The organism is Roseburia sp. AM59-24XD (genome assembly GCF_003478445.1).
Classification (GTDB): Bacteria; Bacillota; Clostridia; order Lachnospirales; family Lachnospiraceae; genus Jutongia.
Genome location: NZ_QUET01000018.1, coordinates 1 through 13,603, shown reverse-complemented (window position 1 = coordinate 13,603; position 13,603 = coordinate 1). Strand labels below are relative to the sequence as shown.

General features: G+C 44.8%; 13 protein-coding genes and 1 pseudogene. All 14 read right to left on the bottom strand.

All coding sequences use genetic code 11. The features are described from left to right. Nucleotides 1-57: 57 nt before the first annotated feature. Nucleotides 58-1,407 (bottom strand): glucose-6-phosphate isomerase, encoded by a 1,350-nt coding sequence (locus tag DXA20_RS09785; protein ID WP_022306583.1) that lies wholly within the window; start codon nucleotides 1,405-1,407, stop codon nucleotides 58-60. A gap of 113 nt (nucleotides 1,408-1,520) precedes the next feature. After that, the gene (dnaB, locus tag DXA20_RS09780) at nucleotides 1,521-2,870 is read right to left on the bottom strand and encodes a replicative DNA helicase (protein WP_022306584.1); all 1,350 of its coding nucleotides are present in this window, start codon (nucleotides 2,868-2,870) and stop codon (nucleotides 1,521-1,523) included. 45 nt (nucleotides 2,871-2,915) lie between these two features. Further along, a complete protein-coding gene (gene rplI / locus DXA20_RS09775; RefSeq protein WP_022306585.1) occupies nucleotides 2,916-3,365 on the bottom strand; it encodes a 50S ribosomal protein L9 in 450 nt (149 codons plus the stop codon). Between the two features lie 12 nt (nucleotides 3,366-3,377). Beyond that, nucleotides 3,378-5,435 carry a DHH family phosphoesterase gene (locus DXA20_RS09770; RefSeq protein ID WP_118560447.1) on the bottom strand — a complete coding sequence of 686 codons (2,058 nt, stop codon included), beginning with the start codon at nucleotides 5,433-5,435 and terminating at the stop codon, nucleotides 3,378-3,380. Nucleotides 5,436-5,579: 144 nt separating this feature from the next. Further along, nucleotides 5,580-6,439: pseudogene (locus DXA20_RS09765) on the bottom strand (class I SAM-dependent methyltransferase). Between the two features lie 126 nt (nucleotides 6,440-6,565). After that, on the bottom strand, nucleotides 6,566-7,162 hold the full coding sequence (gene ispF / locus DXA20_RS09760; RefSeq protein WP_118560526.1) for a 2-C-methyl-D-erythritol 2,4-cyclodiphosphate synthase: 597 nt from the start codon (nucleotides 7,160-7,162) through the stop codon (nucleotides 6,566-6,568). A gap of 235 nt (nucleotides 7,163-7,397) precedes the next feature. Then, a complete protein-coding gene (locus DXA20_RS09755) occupies nucleotides 7,398-8,789 on the bottom strand; it encodes a hypothetical protein (protein WP_118560445.1) in 1,392 nt (463 codons plus the stop codon). A gap of 54 nt (nucleotides 8,790-8,843) precedes the next feature. Continuing rightward, entirely contained in the window at nucleotides 8,844-10,040 is a 1,197-nt protein-coding gene (locus DXA20_RS09750; protein ID WP_147403732.1) for a serine/threonine protein kinase, read from the bottom strand. A 166-nt stretch (nucleotides 10,041-10,206) separates the two neighbouring features. Next, nucleotides 10,207-10,680, bottom strand: coding sequence for a hypothetical protein (locus tag DXA20_RS09745; RefSeq protein WP_118560441.1), 474 nt, complete (start codon nucleotides 10,678-10,680; stop codon nucleotides 10,207-10,209). 115 nt (nucleotides 10,681-10,795) lie between these two features. After that, the gene (locus tag DXA20_RS16190) at nucleotides 10,796-10,936 is read right to left on the bottom strand and encodes a hypothetical protein (RefSeq protein ID WP_158577195.1); all 141 of its coding nucleotides are present in this window, start codon (nucleotides 10,934-10,936) and stop codon (nucleotides 10,796-10,798) included. Between the two features lie 198 nt (nucleotides 10,937-11,134). Then, nucleotides 11,135-11,302, bottom strand: a complete 168-nt coding sequence (locus tag DXA20_RS16415) for a hypothetical protein (RefSeq protein ID WP_199877069.1) — start codon at nucleotides 11,300-11,302, stop codon at nucleotides 11,135-11,137. A 258-nt stretch (nucleotides 11,303-11,560) separates the two neighbouring features. After that, nucleotides 11,561-13,123, bottom strand: coding sequence for a hypothetical protein (locus DXA20_RS09740; protein WP_118560439.1), 1,563 nt, complete (start codon nucleotides 13,121-13,123; stop codon nucleotides 11,561-11,563). Between the two features lie 14 nt (nucleotides 13,124-13,137). Further along, the gene (locus tag DXA20_RS09735; RefSeq protein WP_022306595.1) at nucleotides 13,138-13,314 is read right to left on the bottom strand and encodes a helix-turn-helix domain-containing protein; all 177 of its coding nucleotides are present in this window, start codon (nucleotides 13,312-13,314) and stop codon (nucleotides 13,138-13,140) included. Nucleotides 13,315-13,324: 10 nt separating this feature from the next. Continuing rightward, nucleotides 13,325-13,603: hypothetical protein (locus tag DXA20_RS16185; protein WP_158577194.1), on the bottom strand; the 279-nt coding region annotated here is incomplete at its 5' end.

The window sequence follows — 13,603 nt, the reverse complement described above, 5'->3', positions numbered from 1 at the left end:
AAAAGGATGCCACCATTCGATGACATCCTTTCTATTTAAAACAGATTTATTCTATTATTACAGTCTTTTCATCAACTGCTCGCGCTGCTCTTCAAAGCCAGGCTTTCCAAGAAGTGCAAACATGTTCTTCTTGTAGCTTTCCACACCAGGCTGGTTGAATGGATTAACACCAAGGATATAACCACTCAGACCACAAGCGAACTCATAGAAGTAGAACAGCTGTCCGAGATAGAACTCGTTCTGCTCCGGTACCTTTACTACAAGGTTTGGCACATTGCCATCGGTATGTGCAAGCTGTGTACCCTTCATTGCACTCTTATTGATGAAATCAAGTGTCTTCCCTGCCAGATAGTTCAGACCATCCAGATCAACATCTTCCTTCTGGATCTTCAGGTCAAATGCAGGCTTTTCTAATTCCATCACTGTCTCAAACATAACACGGCTTCCGTCCTGAATGAACTGACCCATGGAATGAAGATCTGTTGTAAGATCAACAGATGCCGGGAACAGACCCTTCTGATCCTTTCCTTCACTCTCACCGAAGAGCTGTTTCCACCACTCAGCGACATAGTGGAAGATCGGCTCATAGTTACAAAGGATCTCAACAGACTTACCCTTGCGGAGAAGAATATTTCGAACTGCAGCATACTTCATGGAATCATTCTCTGCGAAGTCCTTATTCAGACATACCTCACGCATGGAAGCAGCACCTTCCATAAGCTTTGTGATATCAGCACCGCTGACAGCGATCGGAAGAAGACCTACTGCTGTCAGTACAGAGAAACGTCCTCCTACATCATCCGGAACAACGAAGGTCTCATAGCCTTCCTCTGTTGCAAGACTCTTAAGTGCTCCCTTTGCTTTATCGGTTGTTGCATAAATTCTCTTGGCAGCCTCTTCCTTGCCATACTTCTTCTCAAGCATTTCCTTGAAGATACGGAATGCTACAGCCGGCTCTGTTGTTGTACCGGACTTACTGATAATATTTACAGAGAAATCGCGGTCACCAATGACATCGATCAACTGAGACAGGTATGTACCGCTCAGGTTGTTACCACAGTAATAGATCTCCGGGGTCTTGCGGATCTCTTTGGATACGTTATTGTAAAAGCTGTGGCGTAAGAACTCGATTGCAGCTCTTGCTCCAAGATAAGAACCACCGATACCGATCACAAGAAGTACCTCGGAATCAGACTGGATCTTCTGTGCTGCCTTCTGGATTCTCGCAAACTCTTCCTTGTCATAATCAACCGGAAGGTCGATCCATCCAAGGAAATCATTACCTGCGCCACTCTTCCCTACTAATACATCTTTTGCGTCTTTCGTGATCTTCTCCATTGCCTTCATCTCATCCTCTGAGATTACACCGGCAGTCAGAGAATAATCAAACTTTACCTGTTCAGCCATTTCTCTCTTTCCTCCATTCGTTACTAAGGTTTACACCGTGTTTCATTCTACTCGTTTCGCTTCCGCAAATCAAGTCTCTTTGGCAAATTTAGAGTTTTTTAATAGCTTAAATCCTAGGAATTGCCGGATTCTCTCTCCAAATTGCCAAACTTTGTATATTGAGCAAGCCATGCCAGCTCTACTGTGCCGGTAGGACCACTTCTCTGTTTTGCAATAATAAGCTCCGCCTGCCCCTTTTTCTCGGAATCAGGTTTGTAATATTCCTCGCGGTACAAGAACATAACCATATCCGCATCCTGCTCGATTGCTCCGGACTCACGCAGGTCGGAAAGCATCGGCTTCTTATCCGGACGCTGTTCTACCGCACGGGAAAGCTGTGACAATGCGATCACCGGCACATTCAAGTCTCTCGCCATGACCTTTAGGGCACGGGAAATGTCTGATATCTCCTGCTGTCGGCTGTCACCGCGGCGCTTTCCACCACCACTCATCAGCTGTAAGTAATCGATAATGACAAGATCCAGTCCCTTCTCCATCTTGAGACGACGGCATTTGGAGTGGATCTCTGATGCCGTAATACCGGAACTGTCGTCAATGACCAGATTGGAATTACCGAGCCGGCGTACACTGTCGACCAGTTTACCCCAGTCCTCATCCTCCAGATTACCGGTTCGGATTCTCTGGGAATCTACCTTGGAGTTCATGGAAAGCATACGCTTGACCAGCTGCTCCTTACTCATCTCGAGACTGAACATTGCGATCGTGCTCTGACTATGAAGTGCGATATACTCCGCCAGATTCAGCACAAACGCCGTCTTACCCATGGCAGGTCTTGCCGCGATCAGGATCAGATCCGACGGCTGCAGACCTGCAGTCTTATAATCAAGATCTCGAAATCCTGTCTGAAGACCTGTAATATGTCCCTGCTGCTTTGCCGCAGTCTCAATGCTGTCAAGTGTCCGCAATACTACATCGCGGATATTTTCAAATTCACCGGAATTACGTCTCTGCACAACGTCATAGACCTTCTTCTCGGCATCCTCAAGGATATCCTCCAGCGGATTCTTGTCCAGATAACAGTTGCCGGTGATCGACTCCGTCACCTTGATCAGACTCCGCAGCACAGACTTCTCCTGCACGATCTTCACATAATAACGGATATTCGCCGATGTCGGCACGCTGTTGATCAGATCTCCAATATATTCTACACTTGTAAGCTCCGGTGGAATCTCCATTTCACGCAGCTTATTCTGTATGGTGACAAGATCGGTTCCAACTCCCTGCTGATGCATTTCCACCAGTGCCGAAAAGATCACGCCATACTGTCCATTATAAAAGTCTTCCCCCTGTAACTGCTCTGAGGCAATCTGCACTGCATCCTGATCCATCATCATGGAGCCGATAACCGCACGCTCTGCCTCATCGTTGTGGGGCGGAATCCTTTTGAATACCGCTTCATCCATTGTCTGTCCCCCGTTCGCTTACAGCCGCAGACTTACCGTCCGCCGCTACTTCGTCTCCTGTACGATCACCTTCAGACTTCCCATAACCTTTGGATGAAGCTTGATCGGGAGATCAAAGATCCCCGGACTTTTGATCGGCTCCGGAAGAACCATTTTCTTTTTATCCAGTTCATATCCAAGCTGTTCTTTGGCAGCCGCAGCAAGCTCCTTGGTAGATACCGAACCAAAGCTTCGTCCGCCGCTTCCCGTCTTAATGGAAACGGTGATGGATTTCTCTTTGAGTTCCTCCGCAAATGCCTTTGCGTCATCTAACTTCTCCTGTGCCACCTTTTCCTCATGCTTCTTCTGAAGCTTAAGATCATTTTTATTCTGTGCGGTAGCTTCGATTCCAAGCTTTTTCTTGAAGAGGAAATTCTTGGCATAGCCATCGCTGACATTGACAAGCTCTCCCTTCTTTCCTAATGTCTTTACATCTGCTAATAAGATTACTTCCATCGCTGTTACCTCCTATTGTGTAATATCTCCATCCTCGATCATCTTGTCAATCATGGTACGAAGCTTCTCCTCTGCCTCGGAAACCGTACAGTCCTTAAGCTGCGCTCCTGCCATATTGATGTGACCACCGCCACCAAGCTTTTCCATCATGACCTGTACATTTACCTCATCGATCGATCTGGCACTGATATATATCTTATCATTATAATTTGTTAATACAAACGATGCCTTTACACCGCTGATATCCAGAAGCTCATTGGCAATCTTGGCAGCAAGCACGGTCGGACTATCCGTCCCCTCGGCTTTGCTCTCTGTGATCGCATAACTGTCCAGATAAAGATTGGTTGCCTCGATCGCAGCCGCCTTGATCCGGTACTCATCCATATTCTCGCGGAATGCCTTACGAAGTCTGATCACATCCACACCGTTGCGGCGCAGATATGCCATTGCCTCAAAGGTACGCACACCTGTCTTATCCGTGAAATTGTTCGTATCGATCATAATACCGGCATACAGTGCCTCTGCCTCCGCCGGCTTCAGCTTCAATCCATTGCCGATATACTGTGAAATCTCCGATACCATCTCACTCGCAGAGGATGCATACGGTTCAATATAGAATAACACAGCCTGCGAAATCGCATCGCCCGCCTGACGGTGATGATCGATGACCACAACCGACTGTGCCTGTTCTACAAGCTCCGGACACTCTGTGTAATCTGCCTTATTGACATCCACAATGACGAGAAGCGCATTCTCATCCACAAGCTTTCCTGCTTCCTCCCGGTTGACGATCATTCCATCCTCATAGTCACCGCTGTAGAAACGGTCACAAAGCGGACGTACCGACGGACTACACTGGTCTAACACTACATAAGCCTTGCGCTCCAGCGTCTTGGCAATCCGGTAAACTCCTACGGACGCACCAAACGAATCGGCATCACCGATGGAATGTCCCATCACGACAACACGTTCCTTGCTCTCGATAAGCTCCTTTAACGCATGTGCCTTCACACGCGCCTTTACACGCGTATTACGTTCTGCGGAAACCCGCTTGCCTCCGTAGAACTCCTCGCTCTCGCTTCCCTTGATGACCGCCTGGTCACCGCCGCGTCCCAATGCCAGGTCGATTGCCGCCCGGGCATTGTTGTAAAGCTCCGTATATGTCTCAGACTCTGTACCGATACCGATACTGATCGTACAGGTCTGATCATTGCCAATGTTGATCGCACGAACCTCCTCGAGAATGGAGAATCTTGTCTCCTTCAGATCCTTCATATGCTCCTGTTTAAAGACAAACAGAAACTTATCCTTCTCTAACTTCTTGGAGATTGCATCAATCCCCTGCATATACTTGTTGATCTTACGATCGATCAACGCCATCAGAAGTGACTGGCGCACCTCATCAATGCTTGCCACGGTCTCCTCATAGTTATCAATATACAAAAGACCTACCGTCAGCTTCTCTGCTGCGATCGTCTCCTCTAACTGCACCATCTCTGTCTCATCGTATAAAAACATCACAATGATACTCTGATCATCAATAAACTGATCTAACTCCAGACCATCCGAAAAGTCATCTACCAGCGCAGCATCAATCTGACGCAGCACGGCACGGAACGTCTTATCCTCTCTGGTCACTCTCAGTACCACATCACCCTGTGCCGCCTCCGGCAGCCGATCCAGTGTGATCTCCGGGAAGATATTGGCAATATTACGTCTGGCTGCCTTCTTATTAACAGCAACGTCCAAAAACTCGTCATTGCCCCACAGAAGGTGTCCCTCTACATTCAGAACAGCAAAAGGAACCGCCATTTCCTTCATCATCTTCATCTGAAGCCGTCCATAACTCTGTGCAAACCGGATCAGATCCTGCTGCAGCTTCTTTCTTCCGGACAGACGCAGCATCATGGCAACGACAAAATAAGCCAGCGTGTAGCCTGCCACACAATATCCGGCTTTTCGATCAACCACATATATATGAATGGTTGCCACCGCCCATAGCAGTGACAGCATCACCGGCCATCTCAGATATGTCTTCAGATTGCCGGTCAGTTTGATTTGATGGTTCATGCTTTAAGACCTCTTCTTCACAATTCCATTAACCGTATAATTATAGCATTTTCCTTATAGGCAGTCAATCTCCGGCCATACTCCGATACGCCCATGACCTGTGCTTCTGCCCGTTATAATAGCCTGCAAGCTCAGAAGCATTATTTACATCGTCCATCGTCCGGATGCCCCACAAGGAAGAATAAGACCGTTGGAGCTTACCGGCAATCCGATCTCCTGTGCCTCAACATGACCGCCAAGCTTTGATACCAAAGCAGTCTCCAGCATATAAGTCAATACCGCCGGCTGAAGTCCGGTAGTATAGGAATTCACCAGGAAGAACAATGGCTCATCGGAAAGAATCTGTGTGCACAGTTCAATGAACGGAAAAATCTTCTCCTCGATCTTCCAGATTTCACCCTTTGGTCCTCTTCCGTAAGATGGCGGATCCATGATAATGCCATCGTAATGATTGCCTCTGCGGATCTCTCTCTCAACAAACTTCACGCAGTCATCCACCAGCCAGCGGATCGGTCTGTCCGATAATCCGGACACCTGTGCATTCTCCTTCGCCCATGTAACCATGCCCTTGGACGCATCCACATGTGTCACACCGGCACCTGCATCGGCTGCTGCCAGTGTCGCTCCACCCGTATATGCAAACAGATTCAGCACCTTAACCGGGCGGTTTGCCTGACGGATCTTGTCCCCGAACCAGTCCCAGTTGACTGCCTGCTCCGGGAAAAGTCCCGTATGCTTGAATTGGAATGGCTGCAGTCGGAACGTCAGATTCTTATAAGAAATCTGCCATGTCTTTGGCAAGTCAAAAAATTCCCACTCACCGCCGCCACGGCTGCTTCTATGATAATGTGCATTCAGCTTATGCCATTTCTTATCTCTGCGCGGGGTATCCCATATCACCTGCGGATCCGGGCGCAGCAAATATAATCGCCCCAGCGTTCCAGCTTCTCGCCCGCTGAAGTATCGATCACTTCATAATCCTTCCAACCATCTGCTATCCACATATTTATTGTCTCCTTATTTGTATATTTTCCGAATGTTGCATTTTAAATTTCAATGATTAATTCTCTGTATTATGCGAAATCATAATGCGAAGCTGCAGTATTGCATATCCGCATCATTGTACTGATTTATACGCTCTTTCCGCACTGTGCGGCAGACGGACATGCCCCGCAGCCGCCGCTGCAGCCTGCCGGTGCCTGTGGAATCTCCTGTGCCGTTCCATCAATGGAGGATACCAGCCCCGCATTATCATAAATCGGCTCCAAACAGCATACAGCCTGTGAAGAAATACCGGCTCCCTCTCCGGTAAATCCAAGACCTTCTTCTGTCGTTGCTTTGACATTGACCTGATTTATCTCAAGTCCGAGCGTCTTTGCAATATTCTCCCGCATCGTATCGATATAATCTCTCATTTTCGGGCGCTGTGCAATGATCGTCGCATCAATATTGCTGATCAGATAACCCTCCTCCTCGATCAGTCCGCCTACATGCTCAAGCAGCTTCACGCTGGAAGCTCCCTCATATGTCGGATCCGTATCCGGAAAATGCTTTCCGATGTCCCCCAGCGCTGCTGCCCCGAGAAGCGCATCCATGATCGCATGCAAAAGCACATCTGCATCCGAATGACCATCCAGTCCCTTTTCATATGGTATCTTTACGCCGCCCATGATCAGGTCACGCCCCTCCACAAGACGGTGAACATCATAACCCATTCCTACTCTCATATAAATATTCATTCCTTTCCCGGCTGTCAGCCCACAAGCTCCAGGCTGCCGACCAAGCATTCCTCATTTCTCTGCTCTGCCACTTTCGAATACGTCACAATCATACCATTCCCACCGGATAAATTCAACAAGGCAGGGATAAAATCAACGCTCCCTGCCTGAAATGCATTCTTTTATTACTGTTATTACTGAAATATTTCATTTCGTTTCCGGAAAAAGCTGCATGAATAAGAACCTATATCAATTCCATGACAATCTCTAACAGCTCTGACATATAGGAAACCTCTCCTGTTTCAAAACACGAAAGCAGTATATGATCCAGACGGTAATGTTTGTCCAGCGGAGCCATATCGCAGCGTTTCAATACCTCCGCCGCCATATTCACAAAGAGCTGTCTGGCATCCACCGAAGAATATTCCTCCTCTGTTTTCTGCATCTCCATATAATGCCGTGCCGCCACATACTGTACCATAGGAAGAATATCCGAGCGCTGTACAAGACGGCAGCGCTGCTTCTGGCTCTTCTTCATGGTCAACAGCTTTGCATCTCCGCTCTTTGCCTGCTGCACAGATATCCGGAACAGCTTTTCCTTCTGCTGCGCTACCGTCAAAAGCTTGGATACATAATCGTCCGTCATAAAATGGAGCTCCCTGCCCAGAGACTCTGCCTTCCTCGTAAAAGAGATCCTGCGTCCCTTATCTCTCTGATCATCCGTCATCAACACCGCCGCATATAACTCGCGCAGCATCACCGCATTCTTTTCCATCTTGGAATACGCTTGCAGATGAAGCTGTTGTATCATATCCAGTTCATCCTCGGATAGTCCGGGATTCTTCCGGCGACGCTTGTTCTTAATATACTGGACAACCCCTGCATCATAATCCGGCTCGGAATATCCGTGTTCGGCAGACCATTCCGCAAAATCCGTCTCCTCCAGACATTCCTTGAGCTGCTGCCGCATATCCTTCTGTACATAATGAATGATCTTCTCCCGGTACTCTCTGAAAACCTTCAGACTCATCATACTGTAGCCTTTAAACATGACTGAATTTTCCACCATCCACGACAGAAAACGTGCCGGTGTCTTTATTTTATTGATCTGGTACATCTTCCATAAGAGATCGGTATGACTCTTCTGCTCCAGTGCCGCACCCTGATTGACCGCCTGCTCAAACAACCGGATCATATCCTGACATTTGCCAAGACTGAACCCATTGGCCGCACAATACAAATAGATCACTTCCTGATAATCATTGATCTGGACTCCCGGCTCATAGATCCCCTTCCTCAGGCAATCCTGCATCTCTTCTTCCGTATAGCCAAGAAGCAGCGAAAAATCCAAAATCTGTATTCTCTTTGGAAAAACAAGTTCTCCATCGAGACCAAACCATCGGCGCAGAGTCGGTCGCGAAATAAACTTGGTTTTGCCGAGTTTACCGCTTAACTGATGATACGCCTTCTCTCGATATTTATTTCTCTGCTTAGTTTCCATTGCCCGCCAGTCATCCACCGGAATCTGAAAAAGCTTCCTGGTCATATATCCATCAAAGCCATCGAAATGATCTGTCCTATTCTCCTCTGCAAACTGTTTGGCAATACTTCTGGTACTATTTGGATCCGAAGTCATCAAATCCCCCTCCCTCTCTGGTATACTGCTTCCCTTCGTTCTGTGAAACCCGTATCATCCGTTGATCATATACATAGCAAACAGGAACAACACTCCCGCCGCTGCGATTCCAAAAATAACCGGATACCATTTGCGTTTCCGACGTCTGGCATCCATTCTGTCAAGTTTCCTCTCCATCTGACTCGTCAGCGTACAACTTCTTCCCTGCCTGCCGCCCCATCGAAAAGAACTCACTTTCGTCTCCTGCTGCATCATAACCGGAAAAGCAATCAATGAATCATGATACAGTGCCTGATACAGTTCATCCACACTTTGCAGGCGATCTGCAGACTCGATGACAAGTCCCTGCATTATCAGCTTCTCCACTTCGTCATCAAGCGTCACGCCCATCCGACTCAGTCTCGGGAGTGTATCCTCATAGATCCGTTCCGTCGCATCTAATGGTTTCTCCCCTGTCAGCATGTAATAGATAGTCGCACACAGTCCGTAAACGTCTGTCCACGGGCCTCTCTGTCCATGCTTTTCAAGCTGTTCATACGCAGAGTAGCTGCGTTTGTAGATTGCCAACTCTTCGTTATCACTAAGCTCACCGGCACTCCACACGGTTCCAAAGTCAATGAGTGTTCCCTTTCCCGAGGTATTGATCATGATATTGTCCGGGCTGATATCCTGATGTACCATATCATTCTCATGAAGTCTGCATAGCGCTTTCATTGGATTCTTAAGGATCTGCCAACAGATTGCCGGGGTCATCCTCCCATTCACGGCAACATAATCTCTGACACTGACTCCCTCCAGATAATCTAACACCAGATATGCTGTTCCATTCTCTTCAAAAAAGCTTCTGGTACGTGTAATTCCATCCAGATTGCCAAACCTCGACAACACCCGCGCTTCCTGCAGGAAATCTCTCTTTCCCTGCCTGAACATCTCCTCCGACTTCGCTGAAACAGGTCTGACAAGATGGGACTGCTCCGACTGACTATACTTCCGACGAACCAATCCCTTCGGGAAAAACTCCTTGATCGTAACCGGTATCATCAGTGTCTTATACAGTCCGATATATGTAATGCCAAAGCCGCCCTCTCCAAGCACCTTTCCGATCAGATACTCTCCATGATCCAAGACACTCCCCAAGGGCAGATGGTACCCTCTGCTCTGATATTTTTTTCTGTCAAAACCACATGCCGGACATCTCCCCTCCTGATCCAGCGGTTTCATACAGCCAAAGCAATATCCATTTTCTCTCACTTTTCCTCACTCATCCCTGATGTATTATGGTAACATTGCATTTTGCGTATGTCAAAATATGGCAAATATGCGTACAATTAAATATATCAGACGGATGGCTGAAAGTGTCTTAATTTTTTATTATGATGCAGTGTTTTGTAAATAACCGGAACACCTCCCGGAATCCTTACGCCGTTTTCTCCTCACGTTCAAGCTCCTCACGTATCTTTACAATGTCATAATTCGGTGCCATGCCGGCAGCAATATCACAGATCCGCTGAACTGACTCTTCTTCCTCCTCCAGAATATCGGCAATCTGCGAAACAGACATCCCCTTTGAAATTTTCTTAATGACAAGCTGTATTTTGCTTTCCAGAGCGCCCTCCCGGCGTCCCTCCATAACTCCCTCCATTTTTTGATCTTCCCATGCTTTCCACATACTGATCTCTCCCTTCTTTTTTTCTACATTAAGCTTAAGATTTGAAAAATGATTAATAACCTGCACTGCATCCGCTTCCAGATTTCCTTTCGACTGATGCATCTGAACCAGTTCTTCCATATTCTTATTATCTTTAGAATACTTTAATAATTCCAGTACAGTTCCAACCGAAGTACGAAACTTATGAAAATCCGTGATCTCTGACGGAATGACCAGATTCATCCTGTAATCAGAGACAAATCGAAGTTCATCGTTTCCAATTTATCCATCTGTCTCATCCCACAGCATTTCATGCAGGCTTCTCGGTCCATCCCATGGATCTGCTCCCCAGTATACTCTATATCTCTCTGGCATCCTGTTCCAGCAGTTCCTCCGGTCGAATCACATCCTCTCCATTGTACAGATAAGAATTACACACATCGGCAAATCTCTTGTTGTCCGCCAAAAAAGCATTGGCTGTAATGTCCTTTACTCCCATCCATTTCCTCCTGTCTGATTGAAAGTGGCAGGAAGATTCTGAAACTTTGGAAATTCTCCCTGCTGTTAAACGTTTTCCTGTTGTATTTGGCCCGTATTAAAAGCATTGAAAAAAGAAGCTTCCATAGTTTTAGTGCTTTTCATAATACCTACAACAAAAGAGCAGACAATTTTCTCTGTCTGCCCCTCTGCCTATTCATTATAATGTTAAATCTTCTACATTAACCCCCATCGAAGATAATTTTACTGTTGTTGCCCTAATTTGATATTCTAATTCTTCATTCGGCGTATTCTTATTTTCCTTTTTAATACGCTGTAAATCTACATATTTATCAATAAGCCCGATAATCAATTCTTGTTCTGTCATATTCTCCATCCTTCCACCGCCTTTCATCAAGTCATTTTATACTTTGCATGGAGTATAGCATACCTCCTTTGTCATGTCGACAGAATCCAGCTCATTTTCCACTTTTCTCCGTTCTGCTGTTTTTGCCGTGCTTTTTTCGATACTTTGACAAAATATGCCTCTTTCAAAATGACTGTTGTCGAACATAAAACGATGCTGTTGGTAATTTCTACCAAGTTTAGTAAAAGTATCTTATGTAATTATAATAAAGTATATCTTCTATCGTTCCTTCGTTAATTCTTGTGTTATCTCTTGCTCGCGTTTCTTGAGTTTTGCGAATTGATCACGAAATTCCTTTCCATCCCGTTTCAATACATTTATTTCAACATCAATACGCTCCTGATGTTCTTTTTTTTCTGCAGCTGCCTGAATTTTTAATTCCTTTAATTTCGGTTCTTCCTGTTGATCTATTTGCGTCACAATCTCTTGTTTCATTTTACCTTGAAACAAACCACATTTCTGACGTTTTTTTTCAAGAGCACGTATAACATCTTCCTGTTTCTGTACCGCTTCTTCACACGGCAATAATCTATTTTTTTCTGAATAAAGTTCTTCTAATTTATCCGCATTGGCATTATCAATTGCAGTAATTTTTTCCTTTAACTCTTCTAATTTTTTTCTAATATCTTCCTGCTCATCATCCAATGCCCTTTTTTCCTCCTGGTGTTCCTGCCAATATTTTTCTATTTTTTCTTGTCTTTTTTTCTCTTTTTGAGCCGCCTGAATTTTTCTAAGTCGTTCTGGAATTCTATGTTTCTTTTCCAAATAGCTATTTATTGTGTTTCGTCTATTTTCTTTTGCCTTATCTGTTAAATGCCATTCTCTGTCCCACATATATGATCCCACATAATTCATCCACACAACATTCCAACTGCATGCCGGAATAACACACTCTTGAAAAGAGACAATATTGGAAAAAATTGCTTCCACAACTTCCGGATTTGTATTATCATTAATTTGTTTTTCCGCAAACTTTAACAGATCTATCACATTATCTGCTTCCTTTATAAATGTGTCCCATATTGCTTTAGTTGGTCTATATTCATCAGCATGATATCGTATCTTCGGCAATGAACTAAACGGATCCACCCCTTTGCCCATATAGTTTCGATAATAATTATAAGCCACTGTACTTTTCCATGTAGACAAACAAAATTTATTGCATTTCCCAATAAAATAATTGTCAAAGGCAAATAAAAGCCCTTGCTTCGGTTCTTCCAAAAAGCCAAGTTCTTCTAACGCAGCTTTCATCTTATTGTACGAATCAACATATGCATTTTTTGCTCTTTTCAATGCATAATCCGTTGGTCTATTTGCCTCAAATTGCTGTAACCAAAAATAAACTTCTCCCTTAAGACACATATTAAGTAACATAAAAATATCATATTTTTCCTGTTCCTTCTTTTCCTCATCAAGAACTCTATATGCGGTCATAATACAATTATAAACCTCTTCGATTCTCTGGTTATTGGAATTGATTTGATAATTAATCGCTTCACCCTTCAATTTCCACGCATCAAAATTTTTATCATCCATAGCAAGTACCTGATTACAAAAATCTTCTGCCTTCTCGTAATTCTTTGACTCAAACGAACTATGTGCCAATTTGAGAAGATTGTCCAACTGTGCTGCATTTTGGACAGTCACAGCTCCCTCTACTTCAACCATCATCTTCTTAGCTTCTTCTACGGAATATTTGCAGCCACAACTTTGACACACAAATACACCTTCCTCTTTCAGAAGATCTGTACTTCCACACATTTCACACACTAACTGTTTCATAAACTATTTCCTCCTTAATGTTCATTGCATTTTATTCTTCTTGGACATTTTGCATTTTTCGGTATATGCCAAGGTGATCCTTTTTTATCTTGTGTTGCATTCTCTATTTTTCCGTCCGCACACCACCTTCTTATCGTTTCCTGCGTATATCCCCACTTTTCTGCTGCCTCTCTTGTTCCCATATCTGCCATATGTCATACCTCACTTCATCAAGCATCGTTTATTTCGTTCATCAATTTTTCTGCTAATTTCATCCAACTTTGTTGGCATCGTTTTTTCATCCATATCTGATATTTCTTTCACAAGATCCAATATTTCTTTTTCTAGTGTTGACAATTTTTCAGAACTCATTGGATCACTGAACCTAACTTTTCTACATAAAGATGCAATCACATTCTTATTATTTTTCCCAGACACTTTATCCTGTAATAATTCCAATTCTATTCTTATCTCATTAATGTAATTTACTTTTTCTGATAT

Excerpts from the sequence above, each read along its gene's own strand:
- ispF (WP_118560526.1), bottom strand. The coding sequence starts at position 7,162 with ATGAGAGTAGGAATGGGTTATGATGTTCACCGTCTTGTGGAGGGGCGT.
- DXA20_RS09745 (WP_118560441.1), bottom strand. The coding sequence starts at position 10,680 with ATGAATCTGGTCATTCCGTCAGAGATCACGGATTTTCATAAGTTTCGT.
- DXA20_RS16190 (WP_158577195.1), bottom strand. The coding sequence starts at position 10,936 with ATGGGAGTAAAGGACATTACAGCCAATGCTTTTTTGGCGGACAACAAG.
- DXA20_RS09755 (WP_118560445.1), bottom strand. The coding sequence starts at position 8,789 with ATGACTTCGGATCCAAATAGTACCAGAAGTATTGCCAAACAGTTTGCA.
- DXA20_RS09770 (WP_118560447.1), bottom strand. The coding sequence starts at position 5,435 with ATGAACCATCAAATCAAACTGACCGGCAATCTGAAGACATATCTGAGA.
- DXA20_RS09735 (WP_022306595.1), bottom strand. The coding sequence starts at position 13,314 with ATGGCAGATATGGGAACAAGAGAGGCAGCAGAAAAGTGGGGATATACG.
- DXA20_RS09740 (WP_118560439.1), bottom strand. The coding sequence starts at position 13,123 with ATGAAACAGTTAGTGTGTGAAATGTGTGGAAGTACAGATCTTCTGAAA.
- DXA20_RS09785 (WP_022306583.1), bottom strand. The coding sequence starts at position 1,407 with ATGGCTGAACAGGTAAAGTTTGATTATTCTCTGACTGCCGGTGTAATC.
- dnaB (WP_022306584.1), bottom strand. The coding sequence starts at position 2,870 with ATGGATGAAGCGGTATTCAAAAGGATTCCGCCCCACAACGATGAGGCA.
- rplI (WP_022306585.1), bottom strand. The coding sequence starts at position 3,365 with ATGGAAGTAATCTTATTAGCAGATGTAAAGACATTAGGAAAGAAGGGA.
- DXA20_RS16415 (WP_199877069.1), bottom strand. The coding sequence starts at position 11,302 with ATGACAGAACAAGAATTGATTATCGGGCTTATTGATAAATATGTAGAT.